Origin of the sequence: Micromonospora sp. NPDC005413, from assembly GCF_040606435.1 — a bacterium.
Classification (GTDB): domain Bacteria; phylum Actinomycetota; class Actinomycetes; order Mycobacteriales; family Micromonosporaceae; genus Micromonospora.
Genome location: NZ_JBEXEV010000008.1, coordinates 89,018 through 106,469, shown reverse-complemented (window position 1 = coordinate 106,469; position 17,452 = coordinate 89,018). Strand labels below are relative to the sequence as shown.

At 70.7% G+C, this 17,452-nt stretch carries 14 protein-coding genes; 5 read left to right on the top strand and 9 right to left on the bottom strand.

The window, feature by feature from the left end; translation table 11 throughout:
* Positions 1–62: 62 nt before the first annotated feature.
* The gene (locus ABZS37_RS12535) at positions 63–3,137 is read left to right on the top strand and encodes a DUF3427 domain-containing protein (RefSeq protein WP_355168289.1); all 3,075 of its coding nucleotides are present in this window, start codon (positions 63–65) and stop codon (positions 3,135–3,137) included.
* 267 nt (positions 3,138–3,404) lie between these two features.
* Positions 3,405–4,307 (top strand): hypothetical protein, encoded by a 903-nt coding sequence (locus ABZS37_RS12530; protein WP_355168287.1) that lies wholly within the window; start codon positions 3,405–3,407, stop codon positions 4,305–4,307.
* 588 nt (positions 4,308–4,895) lie between these two features.
* On the opposite strand, the gene ABZS37_RS12525 is transcribed toward ABZS37_RS12530, so the two are convergent.
* On the bottom strand, positions 4,896–5,831 hold the full coding sequence (locus ABZS37_RS12525; RefSeq protein WP_355168285.1) for a replication-relaxation family protein: 936 nt from the start codon (positions 5,829–5,831) through the stop codon (positions 4,896–4,898).
* A gap of 464 nt (positions 5,832–6,295) precedes the next feature.
* On the bottom strand, positions 6,296–7,228 hold the full coding sequence (locus tag ABZS37_RS12520; RefSeq protein ID WP_355168439.1) for a DUF2637 domain-containing protein: 933 nt from the start codon (positions 7,226–7,228) through the stop codon (positions 6,296–6,298).
* Positions 7,229–8,624: 1,396 nt separating this feature from the next.
* Here ABZS37_RS12520 and ABZS37_RS12515 point away from each other — a divergent pair.
* Complete coding sequence (locus ABZS37_RS12515) at positions 8,625–8,993, top strand: VOC family protein (RefSeq protein ID WP_355168283.1); 369 nt, start codon at positions 8,625–8,627, stop codon at positions 8,991–8,993.
* Between the two features lie 20 nt (positions 8,994–9,013).
* Positions 9,014–9,451 carry a VOC family protein gene (locus ABZS37_RS12510; protein WP_355168281.1) on the top strand — a complete coding sequence of 146 codons (438 nt, stop codon included), beginning with the start codon at positions 9,014–9,016 and terminating at the stop codon, positions 9,449–9,451.
* 30 nt (positions 9,452–9,481) lie between these two features.
* On the opposite strand, the gene ABZS37_RS12505 is transcribed toward ABZS37_RS12510, so the two are convergent.
* Complete coding sequence (locus ABZS37_RS12505) at positions 9,482–10,699, bottom strand: hypothetical protein (protein WP_355168279.1); 1,218 nt, start codon at positions 10,697–10,699, stop codon at positions 9,482–9,484.
* Between the two features lie 154 nt (positions 10,700–10,853).
* Between ABZS37_RS12505 and ABZS37_RS12500 the strand changes: the two genes are divergently transcribed.
* A complete protein-coding gene (locus ABZS37_RS12500) occupies positions 10,854–11,546 on the top strand; it encodes a hypothetical protein (protein WP_355168277.1) in 693 nt (230 codons plus the stop codon).
* A 76-nt stretch (positions 11,547–11,622) separates the two neighbouring features.
* Here ABZS37_RS12500 and ABZS37_RS12495 read toward each other — a convergent pair whose 3' ends face one another.
* From ABZS37_RS12495 to ABZS37_RS12470, 6 genes are all read right to left on the bottom strand, one after another.
* Positions 11,623–12,771: an epoxide hydrolase family protein gene (locus ABZS37_RS12495; protein ID WP_355168275.1), complete on the bottom strand. Its 1,149-nt coding sequence runs from the start codon at positions 12,769–12,771 to the stop codon at positions 11,623–11,625.
* Between the two features lie 226 nt (positions 12,772–12,997).
* Entirely contained in the window at positions 12,998–13,378 is a 381-nt protein-coding gene (locus ABZS37_RS12490) for a YciI family protein (protein ID WP_355168273.1), read from the bottom strand.
* Positions 13,379–13,413: 35 nt separating this feature from the next.
* Entirely contained in the window at positions 13,414–14,085 is a 672-nt protein-coding gene (locus ABZS37_RS12485; protein WP_355168271.1) for a DUF998 domain-containing protein, read from the bottom strand.
* 114 nt (positions 14,086–14,199) lie between these two features.
* On the bottom strand, positions 14,200–15,474 hold the full coding sequence (locus ABZS37_RS12480; RefSeq protein WP_355168269.1) for an RNA polymerase sigma factor: 1,275 nt from the start codon (positions 15,472–15,474) through the stop codon (positions 14,200–14,202).
* 58 nt (positions 15,475–15,532) lie between these two features.
* The gene (locus tag ABZS37_RS12475) at positions 15,533–16,066 is read right to left on the bottom strand and encodes a hypothetical protein (RefSeq protein ID WP_355168267.1); all 534 of its coding nucleotides are present in this window, start codon (positions 16,064–16,066) and stop codon (positions 15,533–15,535) included.
* Between the two features lie 45 nt (positions 16,067–16,111).
* Complete coding sequence (locus tag ABZS37_RS12470) at positions 16,112–17,260, bottom strand: hypothetical protein (protein WP_355168265.1); 1,149 nt, start codon at positions 17,258–17,260, stop codon at positions 16,112–16,114.
* Positions 17,261–17,452 lie beyond the last annotated feature (192 nt).

Genomic DNA, 17,452 nt, shown 5'->3' with positions numbered 1-17,452 from the left:
GTTAGCGTTCGCGCCTCGTGTAGGGGCAACGGGGACGCCTGCGAGAAGGTTAGGTTGCCGGGGTGACGGATCTTGAGCGGGGCATCTACGAGCACCTGATCACCCAGCAGCTCGCCGACCAGCTCCACCGCGTCGATCCCGCCCTGATCCAGCACCGCGCCCTAGACGCTGCTGACTCACACGGCCCCCTCACCCGTCACCTCGCCGCCCTGATCAGCCGCGCTCTCCAAGCCGTCCCTGGCGGCGACGACAAGCTGCACCACCAGGTCGAGCTGACCAACCGCATTGCCGAAGCCATCGCCGTCCTCAGCCCGGCCGCAACAAATCACAGCGACCAGGTAGCCGACGCCAAAAACCTCCTACACGCCATCGCCGCCCCGCCCACCCCGCCGGCGCAACCGACCTTTCCGCAGCGCCCGACCACCCCGCTCTCCACCGGCGCTCTCCTGGTGAACGGCAAGCACCAGCCCCGGATCGGCCACGAGGTCACCCACGAGATGGCCTCCGCAGAGCACGTCGACCTGCTCTGCGCCTTCATCAAGTGGCACGGCCTGCGCATCGTCGAGCCCGCCATCCGCGACCTGATCCGACGCGGCGGCCGACTCCGTGTCATCACCACGACCTACATGGGCGCGACCGACCAACGAGCCCTCGACCGACTCGCCGAGCTGGGCGCCGATATCAAGGTCTCCTACGAGACCCGGACGACCCGGCTGCACGCCAAGGCGTGGCTGTTCCGTCGAACCAACGGCACCACCACCGCGTACGTGGGCTCCTCAAATCTCTCGAAGTCGGCGCTGGTCGACGGGGTGGAGTGGAACGTCCGGATCTCGAACATCGAGCAGCCGCACGTCATCGACACCTTCACCGCGACGTTCGAGGACTACTGGAACGACCCGGCGTTCGAGGACTACGACGCCGCCAAGGACGCTGAGCGGCTCCGGCAGGCGCTCAGCGGTGAGCGCGCTGACGACGTACCGACCCAGATCGCGAACCTGGATGTGCGGCCGTACCCGTATCAGGCGGAGATCCTGGCCGACCTGGATGCGGAGCGGCAGGTGCACGGCCGGCACCGCAACCTGGTCGTGATGGCGACGGGCACCGGCAAGACGGTGGTGGCAGCGCTGGATTACCGGCGGCTACATCGGGCAGGCCAAGTCGACTCGCTGCTCTTCGTCGCGCACCAGGAGCAGATCCTCAAGCAGAGCATGTCGACGTTCCGCCAGGTCATGGGTGACGGCAGCTTCGGCGAGATGCTGGTCGGGGGCAAGGAGCCGACCCACTGGAAGCACGTCTTCGCCTCGATCCAGTCGCTGCACCGCCGGGAGATCAACCCCGACGCGTACGACATGGTGATCGTTGACGAGTTCCACCACGCGGAAGCGCCGACGTACGCCCGGTTGTTGGAGCGGCTGCGGCCGCGCGTACTGCTGGGACTGACGGCGACCCCCGACCGGGCCGACGGCGGTGATGTGCGTCGGTGGTTCGACGGCCACGCGGCGGTGGAGCTGCACCTGTGGGACGCGCTGGAGCGGCAGTTGCTGGCGCCGTTCCAGTACTTCGGAGTGCACGACGACGTAGATCTGTCACACCTGCGGTGGAAGCGCGGGCAAGGGTACGACCCGGCGGAGCTGGACGGCCTCTACACCGGCAACCACGCGCGGGCACGGATGGTCCTGAAGGCGGTACAGGACACGGCCGACGTGGGTCGGATGCGGGCGCTCGGGTTCTGCGTAAGCATCGGGCACGCCGAGTTCATGGCGGACTGGTTTACCCGGCACGGCGTACCCTCGGCGGCGGTGACCTCGCGGGCGGACCGCACGACGAGGGACGGCCTGCTGCGGGAGTTCAAGGCCGGCAAACTCCGCGTGCTGTTCACCGTCGACCTGTTCAACGAGGGTGTCGACCTGCCGATGGTCGACACGATCCTGATGCTGCGGCCCACCGAAAGCGCGACGATCTTCCTTCAGCAGCTCGGCCGTGGGCTGCGGCTCGACGACGACAAACCCTGTCTGACGGTGCTCGACTTCATCGGCGGCCAGCACGCCAACTTCCGCTTCGACCTGCGGTGGCGGGCACTGACCGGGGTCAGCCGTCGGGCCGTCGAGGCGGCCGTCCGGGACGGCTTCCCGTCGCTGCCGAGCGGCTGCCACGTCGAGCTGGACCGGGTGGCGAAGGAGGTCGTGCTCGCCAACCTGAAGTCGGCCCTGCCGACCTCGAAGAACGGCCTGGTGGCGGAGCTGCGGCAGCTCGGTGACGTGAGCCTGGCCGAGTTCCTGCGGGAGACCGGCCTGGAAGTCGAGGACGTCTACCGGTCGGCGAGCATCGGCGGGTGGGCCGGGCTGCGGCGGCTCGCCGGCATCGAGACCTCGACCGCCGGGCCGGACGACCGCGAGCTCGGCCGGGCTATCGGGCGAATGTTGCACATCGACGACGTAGACCGGCTGTCCCTGCTGGCGCGGGTCGCAGGCGGCGAGCACCCTGGCCGCGGACGGCTGCTGGACATGCTGCACTTCAGTCTCTGGGGGCCGTCGGTGTCGCTGACCGAGCGCGATGCCCGGCTGAAGCGGCTCTGGGCGGAGCCGGCGCGCTGCGCCGAGCTGCGCCAGGTCGCCGAGGTCCTACGGGATCGGATCCACCGGGTCACACCGGAGCCGGCGTCGAACCGGGTGCCACTGCGGGTGCACGCCCGCTACAGCCGAAACGAGGCGTGCGCGGCCTTCGGGATGGCGAACCCGGGGTCGCTGCGCGAGGGCGTGAAGTGGCTGCCGGACGAGCAGGCCGACCTCTTCTTCGTCACCCTGGTCAAGTCCGAGGAGCACTACTCCCCCACCACGATGTACGCCGACCGGGCCATCACCGACAGCCTGTTTCAGTGGGAGTCGCAGAGCACCACGTCGTCGGCGTCGGGGACCGGGCAGCGCTACATCCAGCACGCCGAAATCGGGTCGACGGTGCACCTGTTCGTCCGGGAGATTAAGCTCGCCGACCGCGACCTGGGCGCGCCGCCGTACCTGTACGCCGGACCAATGACGTACCAGGAGCACGCCGGCGAACGGCCTATGCGGATTCTCTGGCGGCTGCACCACCCGCTCCCCGCCGACACGTACGCCGCCGCCCGGGCCATCGCCGCATGACCTCCGAAAGCGGGAGGTGCACGATTCGTGACGCGAGTCCATAGGCTCTCCTGCAAACCGGCACCTTCGTCGTCCAAATGGGGCCTACCCCTATGCCTGAAAGGTCGCTAGGTTTCGCAGGTGCAAATGCGTCTGGGGCCTGCCCGACTCCTGGTTGCCGCCCTGCTACTCGTGCCCGGTATAACCGCGACGTCGTGTTCGAGCATCACCAACCGAGTCGGGGGCTTCCCACACACTTGGGTAGGGGCGGACACCACGAGCGCGGTCATGATTCAAATTACCCGGCAGGCAGGCACCCTCTCGGGAACACTGGACCAGACCAGCCTGGACAGCGCCGACCCGACCACGACGACGTCGACGCACGCGGCCTTCACGGGCACGATGGACGGCGAGGCAATGACCCTCAGCTTCCCCCAGGGGCTCGGATTCGTTACCAACCTTTCCGGCACGGTGTCCGGCTCGGAGATGACGCTGCAGGTGCCGCAAGACGACGGCTCGACCGCATCACTTACGCTCGCACCGGCGTCCACCGACACCTACAACCGCAAGGTTGCGGAGGTGCAAGCGAAGGCTGATGCCAACCGGGCAGGTCGACAGGCGGTTGCGGCGAGTGCAGCCGCAGCAGCTTCTCTGCAAGAAAGCCGGCAGCAGATCGCAAAGGCAGCTGAAGATGTGGCGCAGGACGCCGCGGTCGTACGGGATGGGCTTGCCAAGCCGCCCTCCTTCTCAGATTTCGAAAGGGACTTGACCGCCGCAAAGCAGGGTCTGGCGAGCGCGAAGACCAACGCCGCGATGGCTGATAGAGAGCACGACGAGTCGTCGGCGTGCAGCGACGCCTACAGTGCCGAGAGCGATGCCTACAGCGTCGAAAGCGACTCCTACAGCATCGACAGCGACATGAGCAGCCTGACGAGCGACATCCAAGCGCTCAAGGACGCTGCTACGCTGCTCGACCGTGATCTATCCGCATTTAAGCAGGCCGCCGCTGCGCTGCCCGGGTACACACCGCCTAACGCACCAGATGCCGAACACGTCAAGGATCTCCTGGATCAGGTATCGGTGAAGACTGCGGCTTGGAAAAAGAAGGGGGCCAGCTACCAAAACGAGGTCGCCAAGCTCCTGAAGGAGGCTAGGGCTGTCGCTGCTCAAGCCCAAAAGGACCACTGTTAACCAGTCGGCATTCGCTGCCGCGCCTCAGCTGTTGATATGCGCGAGCACCCCGCGGTTCCGCTCATCGCCATCGGCTGCCAGGCGACGCCCGGTGAGAAGTACGCCGTGTCCGCTGCGGCGACTCGACCGCCTGCCGTTTGCCGAGGAAGACTCGCGTGTCGTACGGACGCACGGCCGTCATCAGATCACCGAACGTGCTGGCGGTGCGCTGCGCGTACCGGCTGAAGATCGCTGGACCGCTCCGTCCGGAGACGGCGGCGGGTCGGCGGCGGTGGAGGGCCGCGGACTGCAACTTCCGTGGCCGCGGAGGAGAAGACATGCGCCGGTCACAGGGACTCACAGCGCGAGTTGCTAGATGTGAGTGCGCGGTCGGTCCCGGGGTCTGTCTGTCGTTGGCGACCGCCGCCGGCAGACCTGGACCGGCGGCGAGGCGCCTGCCTCGCCTCTGCCGCGCGGTCCGGACCGTCGCCTGGTGCGGGCCGCACGGCGGGCGGGGGCCGTCGTCCCGGGGGTTGCGCGGGTGTGGGCGGGTTCGGCGGCATGCGGGGCCACCAGGCCACCGCACGCGCCGCCTGATCCGCCCGCTGATCAGGCGGTCCTACCTTCATGATCGGACACGGCGTGGGTGGGGAACTCGTCGTCGTGGTCGGTGTCGGTGTAGGGCAGGTCGACGAGGCGGTGACGGCCGCTGCTGTCGGCCCGTTGCCAGACCTGGTCAGCGGGGCTGGCATCGAGTGCGGCACGCAGCTCGGCGGTGGTGGTGGCGATGACCGTCTTCAGGTTGATGCCGGCGACGCGGTGGTGCAGGTTCGCCTCCCGCCAGGCGGAGGGTAGATGGAACAGGACTGGCCACGCCCAGTTGCTGAGGCAGACCAGCCGTTCGTACTTGGCGATTTTCTCGGTGAGGATGTTGAGGCGTTCGCGGCCGGTGTCGTACTCGAGAAAGAACGGCACGGACCGTCCGTGCTCGGTCCACACCCCGGCGCCGTCGGGGCGGGGCAGTCCGGTCGGTCCGTGGACCATCATCTGCGGGTTGCCGCCTCTGCGGTAGAACACGCCGGGCTCGTGGAAGGCGGACGCGGGCTGCCACCGGTCCAGGGCCGTGTTGGGGTGGGTGCGGGCGTGGGCGGCGAGGTCGATGAAGACCTGGTTGCCGCCGAGCAGGTGCGGCAGGTCCGGCCGGGCGGTCAGGGACTGCTTTCGGCGGCGGGCCTGGTCCCGGCGTGGTCGTCCGAGTCCGCGTTGGGCGTGGACGTGGTCGTAGCCGAGCTGGTCCAGGACGTAGTGGTACGGGTAGGAGCCGCCGTAGGCCCGGTTGGGTCGGAACCGGTCTGTCGCCCGCAGGACGGTGAGGCGGCGTAGCCGGCGCTGGGCGAAGTCCAGGGACGGGAACAGTGCGGCGCCGATCTGATCGGTGGTGAGGACTCCATGGTCGTAGAGCCAGCTGAGGAGGCGGTCGTCGCGGGCGGTGATGCTGGCCTGTAGACGCAGCAGCGGGTCCGGAGCCGGTAGCGGTTTACGCATGGGCTACCCCTGGGGGGATACCCCACACATGAGGGTGTGTCTGGAGCCGGCCCGCACTCCTGAAAGGGGGCTGACCTGGGCTGTAGGCGGGATCGGCGGGTCGGTTTGGGGGTCAGGATCAAGGCGGACGGTGCAACGGAGACCGACACCGACGCCGACACGGCCGGCCACACCGGTTCCGCCTTGACAGTGGTTTGAAAGCGAGTGCGCCGCAGGTCGGTGACGACTCTGGTGGCGCGGGTGAGGGTCGCTGAGCTGGGTCAGCACGCTTGTCGCTCCTTCGAGGATCCGAACAGGGGGATGGAGAGCAAGGTGTGCACTGGTCGCCCTGCCGTGACGGGCGGGCCGGTGTTCGCTCTGCCAGGTCGGGTCAGGTTCTGTCAGGAGACGGGCTTCCTGACAGACCCGTGTGCTGGTCTCACGGCGACTGCTATGGCTGACAGAGGTCGCAGATTGTGGTTCTGTCACGCGGCCTCCCGGTGTGACAGGTCCGGCGCGGGTGGGGTGCTCTCGCCGCGCAGGACGCGCACGAGCGTGGAGGCGGTGGCGTTGGACAGTTGGTGCCCGTCCGCGCGCAGCTGTCCGGCGAGGGCCTTGCGGGACAGGGGTGTTCCGTGGGCGTCGAGGGCGCGGGCGGCGGTCCGGGCGGCCGGGACCAGCGCGGTGATCCCCGGGCCTCGGTCCCGGACCGGCGTGTCCTCGGCCCGTCGGTCCGGGACCGCCGGGTCCTGGTCCGCCGGGTCCTGGTCCGCCGGGTCCTGGTCCGCCGGGGCGGGGTCCGCCGGGTCCTGGTCCGCCGGGTCCTGGTCCGCCGGGTCCTGGTCCGCCGGGGCGGGGACCGCCGGGGCGGGGACCGCCGGGGCGGGGACCGCCGGGGCGGGGACCGCCGGGGCGGGGACCGCCGGGGCGGGGACCGCGGCGATGCAGTCCCGGACCGCTTCAGTGCTCGCGGGGGCCGGCAGTGGCGGTGCGGGGACCGGCTCGCGGGTGTCCGGGACCGCGGCGTCCGCGACCAGCGGCGGTCCTGGGGCGACCCGCGTGGGGCGGGCGGTGCGGTCGGGTGGGACGGGGTCGGCGCGGCCGAGGGCGATCTTCACCATCGTCAGGAAGCCGAGCGCCGGCAGCGCGGCGGCGATCCAGCCGATCGCCGACGCTTCCGCCTCCACCACCTGGGCGGCGAGGGACAGGAACACCGCCACTGTCAGGACGGTCGCCGGGAAGGCGACGCTGGTGCCCAGGCGGCGGTGGCGGCGCAGTTCCAGACCGGCGGCGATCGAAGTCAACTCCAGCACGACCGCGTCGGCCCAGGCGAGCCAGCCCGGCTGGCCGTGTGCCGCCGCCACGTCATGCACGTGCCGGAAGGAAGCCGCGCCGGCCGCGCCACCGATCAACAACATGATCAGCACCTGGATGCGGTTCTCCAGCCGCTCCCGCCCCGACCGCTGATCGGCGGAGACATCGTGGGATCGCTGTTCAGGCGTCGCCAACGGCCCACCCCCCATGGCGAGGCAGCACGTGCGCAATCTTGACGACCGTCGTCGTACAGGGGCGGACCGACCTGGCAGTCGGCTTCGCGTGATTGATGTTGGTTGATGTCATGTTCGTGCTCCAGTTGAATGATGTTCACGGTGCGGGCGATGTGGGGGTGCAGTTCAGGTCCGCTCGGATCAGGGCTTGGGCCGGCGCGACCTGCCGACTGACGCCCGTCCGGGCGGAACCCCTCCTGCAATGCGCAGGGGCAGGCACCAGGCCAGCAGGCGTCGCCACAACCGGCACAGCAGGCTGCGATCAACAGGCGGACACGGGGGGGCCACGCCGAGCCACAAGGGGTCAGGACTCTCGCCACCGGCAGCGCTCGACAAGCGCCATGGTGGTGCGGCGGCTCAACTCGCCGACGAACGATCCTTCATGTGGGGCCTCCCTCTCTCGACATTCCCAGCACCGTCGGCGCGAACAAGAGCAGGCAACCCGACTCTGGGAGTGCCTGCTCGCCTCTTTCTGGCCGACCGCGCCAGCCGGCAGTGCGGGAACGTGTATCCATTACGCCCCGGGAACACCGTCGAGTCAACCCCGATTCCACGCGGATCGGCCACGGAGCCTTGACGTCAGTCCGGTGGAGTGTTAATCAGTCCGTTCCTGTTGCTCGCACTCCGCCTGGATCCGCCCAGTCATGGTCGAAAACCTCCAGATCTGGCCACCCCCGTGGTAGGGGCCGGCCGCACCAGGGGCCCCGCGTGGTGGTGATGATCTGGTCGGCCGGCGCGGGCTCACTTCCCCGCTGGATACGGGTCAGGTGACGCCGTCGGCCAGTGCACGAGTGGTGCGTACCTCCGTCAGGCCGGCGTCGCCCAGCGGAAGGGTGTCGCCGGCGGCGGCCTCGGCACGGCCCCCGGAACGACACCGACAGCCACCGCGGCGCGCGCGGCCGCCACGATCGCCCCGGCACGGCGGAACCCGGACAGGCCAGGAGTGGAAACAGTCATGCCCGTGAGGGTGGTGGCGCAACAGAACCACCTACCCGAGTCCACCTGACAGCGAGTCGAATTGTGGCGTAGGTAAGGGCTCACCCGGGAGGAGGTGCTCCATCGGCATCAGGGCTGCACCACCGCGGGCAGGTGGTTGCGGTGCGCGGGCACCCCGGCGGCGAGCCGCCGTGGTTGCGCATCAGCGGTACGAGCACCCGTGCGGACGACCGGGGTGGTGTCCGGTGGCGATCCACTGCGAACACGGACCACGCGTCGTACCCGCTAGCGTGGCGTCAGCCTCGCCCGGAGACGCTTGGAGGAGCCCGCGATGATCGACCACCTGTCAGTCCAGGTCCGCGACGTAAAGGCGAGCGGCGCCTTCTACGACGCCGTGCTCGCCCCGCTCGGCGGCCGCCGCCTCCTGGAGTTCCCGAACGTCGTCGGCTACGGCCGGGACCGTCCCGACTTCTGGCTAGGCCCGACCGAAACCCGCGGCGAGGCCCGCGAGCTGCACCTGGCCTTCACGGCCGATGACCGCGCCGCCGTCCAGGCGTTCCACGACGCCGCCGTCAAGGCCGGCGCGGAGGTCCTGCACGCGCCCCGGATCTGGCCGGAGTACCACCGGACCTACTTCGCCGCATTCGTCCGTGACCCGGACGGCAACAACGTCGAAGCCGTCTGCCATGCCCCCGAGTGATCACGCGTTAGGTTGACGACATGGAGCAGCGGATCAGCCTGATCACCCTCGGAGTCACGGACGTGGCGCGCGCAAAGGCGTTCTATGAGCACCTTGGCTGGCGCGGCCAGGAGGTCGAGGAGACGGTCTTCCTTCAGGCCGGCGGCCTGGCGTTGGTGCTGTGGGGCCGCGACAAGCTGGCCGACGACGCGGGCATCGACGATCGAGGCACCGACGGCTTCGGCGGGGTGACCCTGGCGCAGAACGTCCGCTCGCGGGCCGAGGTCGACGAGGTGATCGCCGTGGCGGTGGCCGCCGGTGCCGAGATGACCAGACCCGCCCGGGAGACGTTCTACGGCGGCTACGCCGGCTACTTCACCGATCCCGACGGTCACGTGTGGGAGATCGCCTGGAACCCCGCCTTCCCCCTCGCCGAGGACGGCACCATCACCGTCCCCGACTTCGGCGCCATTGGCTGAGCCAGGCAGAAGGGCCGGCAAACCAGCGCGTCAGGGTTCGGTCGGTGGGCAGAGCAGCCGGTCCAGCAGCGGTAGCTGTAGGGGATCCAGGCAGAGCGTGATCAGGGCGGGGTCCGGCGACGGCGCGGCAGTAGGCGGGGCCGCAGCAGTGGACGAGGCCGCAGCAGTGGACGAGGCCGCAGCAGTGGGCAAAATCGGGCGGGCCACCGGTGGCGGGTCCGTGGTCGGAGCCGGAGCGGTCGGCGGGTCCACAGCGGTGGACGCCGCCGGCGCAACCGGGACCGGCGGCCGCACGGAAGTCGTGCTCGATGGGCCATGTGGCGCGCCGGCTGTGGTTCGGGCCTGCACCGTACGGCCGACCGACCCGGCCCTCCCGCGCTCCGGCGCCACCGGCCCGATGGGAAGGACCGGCACGAGTGCGTCGATAGCCGTCGGAGCGTCGGTAATGGCGATCGTGGTGGCTGCTGCCCGCTGCACAGTGCCTGCCTGCTCGGGCCCGAGAGCGCCGGGGCCCAGTGTCCCGAACACCACCGTCGCGACGGCGGCGACGGCGATCACCCGGCGATCGGGGCGTACCGCCGTCAGCGGCGCTTGGTCCGGCTCGACAAACGGCGGCGGCGTCGGCCGCGCGCCCTGGTGGGCGTCCAGCAGGGCGTCGAGCTGCGCGGTGACGGCGGCGCGTTCCCCGGCGGCGGCAGCGACGGCGAGGGTGAGGTAGAAGCGGGCGTTCACCGCGGCGGCGGCCGGCACCAGCAGGCCAGCGAGCCGGCTGCGGTCGGTGGTGTGCAGCAGGGTGAGGGGTACGTCGGAATGGTGCGCGGGGTCGGCCAGGTCCGCATACCGCCATTCGCGCCAGCGCTCGCGCCCGGCGAAGGCCACCCGGTGGCTGGTCACGACGGCCACGCCGGCGTCGACGACCCGCAGGCCGGTCGGCAGGGTATTGCCGGGTGTCTCGGCGCAGGTGACGGGGCCGGGCGTCGGCAGGCCGGCGACGTGCCGCGCCTCGGCCTCGACCAGCTCGGCGGCGGGGACGACGCGGAAGACGAGTTCATCGTCGTCGAGGTCCACCGGCAGGCCGGTGCGTGGCTGCGTACACCCGAGGAAGCCGGCGGCTTCGATGCGGAGCCGGACCAGGTGGTCGTTGCGGCGCAGCCAGGCGTCGGTGGCGTCGCGGTACGCGCGCTGCCGGCGCTCGTTCTCGCGCTCGGCCCAGGCGATCCGCCAGGGGGAGCGTGCCAGTGAGGTCACGGTCACACGTGGTACAACCGGTCACGTACGTGACAGGCAACGCGGGCGGGATCGATGCATCCCTTTGCGCCCGAAAGGAGAGAATTGACGGGCATACGCGGGGACGGCCGCGGAGCTAGCCTGCGCAGGACTCCCACAGCCAAGGAGCTTCCTGATGCTCGATGACATGCGCGTGCTGCGTGACGCGGTGCGGGAGTACCGCGTCGCGGCGACGGCCGCCGGTCTCGACTGGCCGGACCAGGCCGAGTCGCCGGCCGGGCAACCGCCGGACGTGGTCTACCGGATCTTCGGCGTGGATCACATCGCGGAGCAGCTGACGTGGTTGCAGTCGCAGCGCTGGCCCGCCCGGCACCTGCTGCCCAACGTCGGCTGGCGGATGCCCTGGCCGGAGGGCAGGGACGCGTTGGACTATCTGGGGCTGTCGATCGGCACGCCGTTCCCCTGGCGGCAGCAACTGCCCCTGTTCCACTTCGATGCCATTCTCTACACGTTCGTCCTCGCGGGCGAGCACGAGGGTGAGATCTGGCGCTACGAAATCTCCCCTGATGCCTGGGATTCGGTCCGTGCCGCCACCAGCCTCGCCACGCTCTTCGACCAGTGGACCAGGGGAATCGCCGCCGGTGTGGTCGTCTACGACGCGGACAGCAAATGGCTCCTGGTCGACGATGTGGGCTCCGCTCCCGGTCTCGACCCGTTGGCCTTCCCGGTGGCCCCGATCGAGGAGACGCTGCTGCGAGCACGGCAGCGCGAGTGCGGGGTGAACATGGCCATCATCGAGGACGGCTTCGAACACACCGAGGAGTTGTCCGACGCCATCGACGCCGCCAAGGCGTCGATCGGGGCGTAGCCCGGTGCCGGCGGCCGTCCGGGTGACAACCGGAACAGCCGCCGGCAATGCGCGGCGCTACGAAACTAGGATGCGACTACGGGCGCAGTGAGGTGAAAAACTGCCTCAGCTCCCCGGCGAGCAGGTCCGGCTCCTCCAACGGCATGAAGTGCCCGCCCCGGCCCGGCTCGCTCCAGTGCCGGATGTCGGTGCAGGCCCGCTCGGCGATCGAGCGGGGGAAGCTGGCCTGCGAGGGTTCGGTGCTCACCGTGAACGCGGCGGGCACGGTGATCATGGGCCGTGGCGTGTTGTGGTCGAAGTCGACATACTGCCGGAACGACGAGCCGATCGTGTCGGTCGCCCAGTACAGCGTGATGATCGTGAGCAGGGTGTCCCGGTCGATGCTGTTCGCCAGGTCCCCGTGGTTGTCGCTCCAGTCCCGGTACTTGTCGACGAGCCAGGCGGCCAGCCCGGCCGGGGAGTCGACCAGCGCCGCCGCGAGGGTGTCCGGTCGGGTGCCCATGATGGCGCTGTAGCCGCCGTCGGTCTCGTCGTACGCGGCCTCGGCGTCCAGGTAGGCCTGCTCGGCCGCCGACAGCGGCCGGGCGTCGAAGCTGGCCGGGAACGGTGGGTGGATCATGTGGATGCCGGCCACCTGCTCCGGGTACAGGGCACCGAGCCAGCCGGTGACGACCCCGCCGACGTCGCCGCCGAAGGCGCCGTAACGCTGATAGCCGAGCACGTCGGTCATCAGCTCGTGCAGCGTACGGGCCAGCACCGCCCGGGTCAGCGGTTCCTTCGGCAGCTCCGAGTAGGCGAACCCGGGCAGGGACGGCACCACCACGTCGAACGCGTCGGCGGGGTCGCCGCCGTACCGGGCGGGGTCGGTGAGCCGGTCGACCAGCGGCAGCATCTCGACGAAGCTGCTGGGCCAGCCGTGGCTGAGGATCAGCGGCAGCGTCGCGGGCGCGCCGGCCGGACGGACCGCGCGCACGTGCAGGAAGTGCAGCTTCCGGCCGCCGACGAGGGCCAGGTGGTGCGGGTACGCGTTGAGCTCGGCCTCGCGAGCTCGCCAGTCGAACCCGTCGTGCCAGTAGGGCACCAGGTCCCGCAGGTAGTCGGGATCGACGCCGCCCTGCCACGGCTGGGTGCCGCTGCGGTCGGTGAAGCGGGTACGGGCCAGTCGGGCCCGCAGGTCGTCAAGGACCGCATCGGACACGTCGACGCGGAAGGAAGAGAAAGACATTGGTCCTCCGAAGAAGGAGGGCGCACTCCCCGACGCGGAAGGTCAGCTGAGGGGGACGGCCGAGAGGAGCGCCCAGGAATGACGATGGGTGGTCACCGGGCTCACCTCCTCTCGTGGCTGACGAAGATCACCTTACACAGGACCGCTCCGTTCCAGAAGAGCCGGGCCGCGCCGCCGCCCGGGGCATCCGGATGCGGCGGCACGGCGGCGGCACGGCATGGCTGGATCAGGCCGGCTGACCGCCCTCCGGCATCTCGAAGACCCGGCGGACGTCCACCTCGACCTCGCCGATCGTCTCGGCGAAGATGTCGGCGAACCGCCGCCCCCACTCCACCGCCTCCTCCTGGGAACGCACGTCCACCAGTGCGAACCCGGCGATCAGCTCCTTGGTCTCGGTGAACGGACCGTCGGTGACGGTGGTCTTGCCGCCGCTCACGGTGATCCGAGTCGCGCCCTTGGAGGTCTCGCAGAGCCCCTCGGCGGCGAGCAGTATCCCGGACTGCGCCACCTCCTTCATGAAGGCGTCCATCCGTACGATGAACTCCGGGCTCGGGTTGAACGCCTCGGGCAGGTTCTCGTCGAGCTTGTGCATCAGCATGTAGCGCATGGTTTTCGGTCCTCTCGTGATCAATGAAACGACGGTCAGCGGGCGAGCTGCCGGCCGCAGAGCGCCGTCAGCCAGGCGAAGATGACAGCGCAGCCGAGCGCCATCCGGACGCTGATGGTGTCCTGGTCGGGCCAGGCCAGCAGCACGACGGCGGCCAACGCGCAGCCGAGGGAGAACGCCGCCCAGCCCCGCTCCCCGGCCCGCGACGACCGACGGGCGAAGACGAGACAGGCCACGACCAGCGACCCGAAGGCCAGCATCGCCCCGACACCGTGGCCGACGGCATGCCAGCTCAACGTGTCCGGCGCGCCCTCCGGCGCACCGGCCGGCCAGCCCATGCTGGGGTCGGAGACCAGCACCCCGCCGATGATCAGGCCGACGCCGTGTACGGCGACGAGCGCCGGTCCCCACGTGCCGGCCGGCTCGCCGCGAAGCGTCCGGCGCAGCCCGACCGCACCGGCCAGGGCGAGCAGCCCGGTCAGCACGAAGTTGGTGATCTGGATCCAGCCCAGATCGCCCAGGGCCAGCAGGCTGAGCGGCTGCCGGCTCAGGTCGAACCCGTCCCGGGTGAGCACCTGGGCCGCCGCCACCACCCCGAACAGCGGGCCGGCGACAACTCCACCGGCCAGCAGCGCCCTGGTCGTCGTACGCCGGGAGTCGACGCCCGCCACCGCGGACCCTGCGCTCATCGCGTTCGCCGTCGTCATGTCGATCTCCTCGTCTCTGCCGGCCGGTCGCCGGTCCCGCGCGCCGGTGCGAGCCGGCTTTCACTGACGCGTCGAGCGGCCGGCACGGGATACGACATGACGGTCGAACATTTTTCAGCGGGCCGGCGCGACGCCTCGGGCGCAGTCGGCGGCGCGGGCGAGCAGCAGCGCGCGCTCACGTTCGTTGCCGGTCAGTTCGGCGGCGCGAGTGAACTCGGCCCGCGCCTCGTCGTATCGGCCCAGCTTCGCCAGCAGGTCCCCGAGCACGCTCGGTAGCAGGTGGTAGCCGGCCAGGGCCGGCTCCTCGGCCAGCGCCCGGGCCAGGTCCAGGCCGGCGGCCGGGCCGTCGGCGAAGGAGACCGCGACGGCCCGGTTCAGCTCCACGACCGGCGACGGCACGACCCGGGCCAGCTCCGCGTAGCCGGCCGCGATCCGCGCCCAGTCCGTCTCCTGCGGGGTACGCGCCCGCGCGTGACAGGACGCGATCTCCGCCTGAAGGGTGTACGGGCCGGGTGGGATGTCGGCGGCTCGGGCCTGGTCGAGGGCGGCCAGGCCCCGGCGGATCAGCATCTGGTCCCACCGTCCGCGGTCCTGTTCCATGAGCAGGATCGGCTCTCCGGTGGGGTCGACCCGGGCGGCGGTGCGGGACGCCTGGATCTCGAGCAGCGCGGCGAGCCCGTGCACCTCCGGTTCTGCGGGCATCAGCCCCTGAAGGACGCGGGCCAGGCGCAGCGCGTCCGCGCAGAGGGCCGGACGCATCCAGTCGTCGCCGGCGGTCGCCGAGTAGCCCTCGTTGAAGATCAGATAGATCACCTTCAGCACGGAGGCGAGTCGTTCGCCGCGCTCCAGGACGCCGGGCACCTCGAACGGCACCTTCGCCTCGGCCAGGGTCTTCTTGGCCCGGGTGATCCGCTGCGCGACGGTCGCCTCGGGCACCAGGAACGCCCGGGCGATCTCCTCGGTCTTGAGCCCGCCGAGCATCCGCAGGGTCAGCGCCGCCCGCCCCTGCGGCGACAACACCGGGTGGCAGGCGGTGAAGACCAGGCGCAGGAGGTCGTCGTCGATCCGTTCCTCGAAGGCGGCGTCAAAGTCGGGGGTGAACTGCTCGTCGCCGAGGTCGCGCCCGAGGTCGGCGACCCGGCGTTCGAGCAGGCTCCGGCGGCGCAGCGCGTCGATAGCCCGTCGTTTGCCGACCGTGGTGAGCCAGGCGCCCGGGTTGGCCGGCACCCCGTCGCGCGGCCACTGTTCCAGGGCTGCCACCAACGCGTCCTGGGCCAACTCCTCGGCCCAGCCCACGTCACGCACCAGGCCGGCCAGGGCGGCGATCACCCGCCCGGCCTCGATCCGCCATACCGCCTCGACGGTGCGGTGCACCTGCTCGTCCCCCATGACCGCCCATCACAGCAGGCCGGTCCAGTTGGGACAAGGAACACCGCGTAACCAGGCGTCAGCCGGCCCGCCGCCGGTCCGGCAGCGGGCCTCGGGCCGGAAACCGCGACTGGGTACGCGGCGGGTACGCCTCGCAGTGCTCGGCCCAGTGCTCGGCGGCGGTGGCGAGGGCATCCGCGGAGACGGTGAGGATCAGCGGGTAGATGGCGGTCGACGGGCGGCGCATCCACGGTGGCAGCGACTCGGCGGTGAACTCCACGGTCAGCTCCAACCGACGACGGCGGAGCATCCGGGTCCGCAGGGCCAGGTTGGGTTCGCTGAAGCGGACCAGCGCCGGTGGTGAGCTCGAACCGAGGGCGGCGGTGGCCTGCCCGTGCAGCCAACCGCCGAGCGCGCGGGCTTCCTCGACCATCAGGCTCGGGTAGTGATGCGACCAGGTCTGGCCGTCAGCGGTGCGGGCGTCCACCTCGATGAGCAGCCAGTCGTGCCAACCGGGCGCGGCTCGGCCCGGGTCGTCGGGCGGGTCGACCCCGGGCTGGTAGCCGACGGGGCGTATCCGCACCCGCGCGCCATCGTCAGACCGGATCTCCACTCGATCATTCTGGCCGACCGAAGCAGACGTTAACCCCCAAATCGGTCACTTCCAGATGGTTCGCCGCACGCCTCGGTGCTCTTCGCAGGCGTTGGACCGGCCGCCGGTCAGGCTGACCGAGCCGTCGCGGCACTGCACGAGGTAACCCCGACCAGCCCAGAACTGCGGCACACAGTCGAACCAGTCGCACACCTCGGTGGCCGGCCGGCGGATCCGCGTACCGCCACAGAAGTCGTACCCCAGCGGATTTTCCGGCGCCCCACAGCGCGGGTCGCGGGTCGTGCTGGGAGACGGGCGTGGCGACGTCGTCGGCTTCGGCGGGGTGCTCCGCGCGGGCGCCGGGGCCGCCGGGTGAATCAGCGCGGGCACCACGCTGGGGGTGGGCGCCGGAGTGGCGGCGACGGCGACCTCCGGGCCACCGGTCGGGTCGGACGGGTTCGACTCGATCAGCGCCGCCGGCACCAGCAACGCGATGGCGGCGGCCACCGCGAGGGTCCGCCGACCACCGGGGACGAACGAGGAGAGCCGGGCCTGCCCGGGAGTGGCCACGGCCGGCCGGAACGGCTTGAGCTGCGCGTGCTCGGCAATCAGCTCGTCGAGCTGGGCGAGCACCACGGCGCGCTGCTCGATCGCGTCGGCGAAGGCCAGGGTGAGCTTGAACCGGAAGTCCGACGCCGCCTTGGTGGGCAGCAGCAACCCGGAGGTACGCCGCCGGTCCAGCACCTGGATCAGGGTGACCGGCGCCACCGGGTCGTGGGCCAGACCGGTCATCCGGCCGTACGCCCAGTCACGCCGGCCGCGTCCGCCGAGCAGCACCAGCCGACGGCTGGTGATCACGGCCATGCCGGCGTCGGTGACTCGTACGCCGTCCGGGCGGCGCGGACGCAGCGGCCCGGTCTGCGCGACGACCGTGAGGTCCGGCGCGGGCAGCACGGTGGTGTGACGCACCTCGACCAGTTGCGCGGCGGGCAGCGCCCAGAGCACGACCTCGTCGGCGGCCAACTCCAGCGGTAGGCCCGTACCACCCGCCGCGGAGCCCTGGAAGTCGGCGGCGAGTGCGCGTAGCCGCCGTAACTCGTCGTCGCGTCGCCGCCACGCCGTATCAGCGCCGCGGTACGTGCTGACCCGCCGCACGTTCTGCCGGTGCGCCCACCGGTACCGCCACGTCGAACCCGTCGAATCAGTCTTTGCCACGCCGACTCCTTCGTCGCGCAGGCCACCAATCTGGGGGTGTCACCCGGTTTAACAGGTGCGGCGCGGCACGCGGACACGCCGGAACGGGCAAATTACCCGATCGGCGGAGCAACCTGCACGATAGGCCGATACTGCTGCGTCGATTCATCCAGCACGGAGTGCCGCCTTCGCGCGTGTCGTGCGGGGGAGGTC

What these genes read in the sequence shown, in the direction of transcription:
- ABZS37_RS12490 (WP_355168273.1), bottom strand. Translation starts at nt 13,378, where the DNA reads ATGCGCTACATGCTGATGCACAAGCTCGACGAGAACCTGCCCGAGGCG.
- ABZS37_RS12480 (WP_355168269.1), bottom strand. Translation starts at nt 15,474, where the DNA reads ATGGGGGACGAGCAGGTGCACCGCACCGTCGAGGCGGTATGGCGGATC.
- ABZS37_RS12500 (WP_355168277.1), top strand. Translation starts at nt 10,854, where the DNA reads ATGCTCGATGACATGCGCGTGCTGCGTGACGCGGTGCGGGAGTACCGC.
- ABZS37_RS12510 (WP_355168281.1), top strand. Translation starts at nt 9,014, where the DNA reads ATGGAGCAGCGGATCAGCCTGATCACCCTCGGAGTCACGGACGTGGCG.
- ABZS37_RS12495 (WP_355168275.1), bottom strand. Translation starts at nt 12,771, where the DNA reads ATGTCTTTCTCTTCCTTCCGCGTCGACGTGTCCGATGCGGTCCTTGAC.
- ABZS37_RS12515 (WP_355168283.1), top strand. Translation starts at nt 8,625, where the DNA reads ATGATCGACCACCTGTCAGTCCAGGTCCGCGACGTAAAGGCGAGCGGC.
- ABZS37_RS12525 (WP_355168285.1), bottom strand. Translation starts at nt 5,831, where the DNA reads ATGCGTAAACCGCTACCGGCTCCGGACCCGCTGCTGCGTCTACAGGCC.
- ABZS37_RS12520 (WP_355168439.1), bottom strand. Translation starts at nt 7,228, where the DNA reads ATGTTGTTGATCGGTGGCGCGGCCGGCGCGGCTTCCTTCCGGCACGTG.
- ABZS37_RS12530 (WP_355168287.1), top strand. Translation starts at nt 3,405, where the DNA reads ATGATTCAAATTACCCGGCAGGCAGGCACCCTCTCGGGAACACTGGAC.
- ABZS37_RS12485 (WP_355168271.1), bottom strand. Translation starts at nt 14,085, where the DNA reads ATGACGACGGCGAACGCGATGAGCGCAGGGTCCGCGGTGGCGGGCGTC.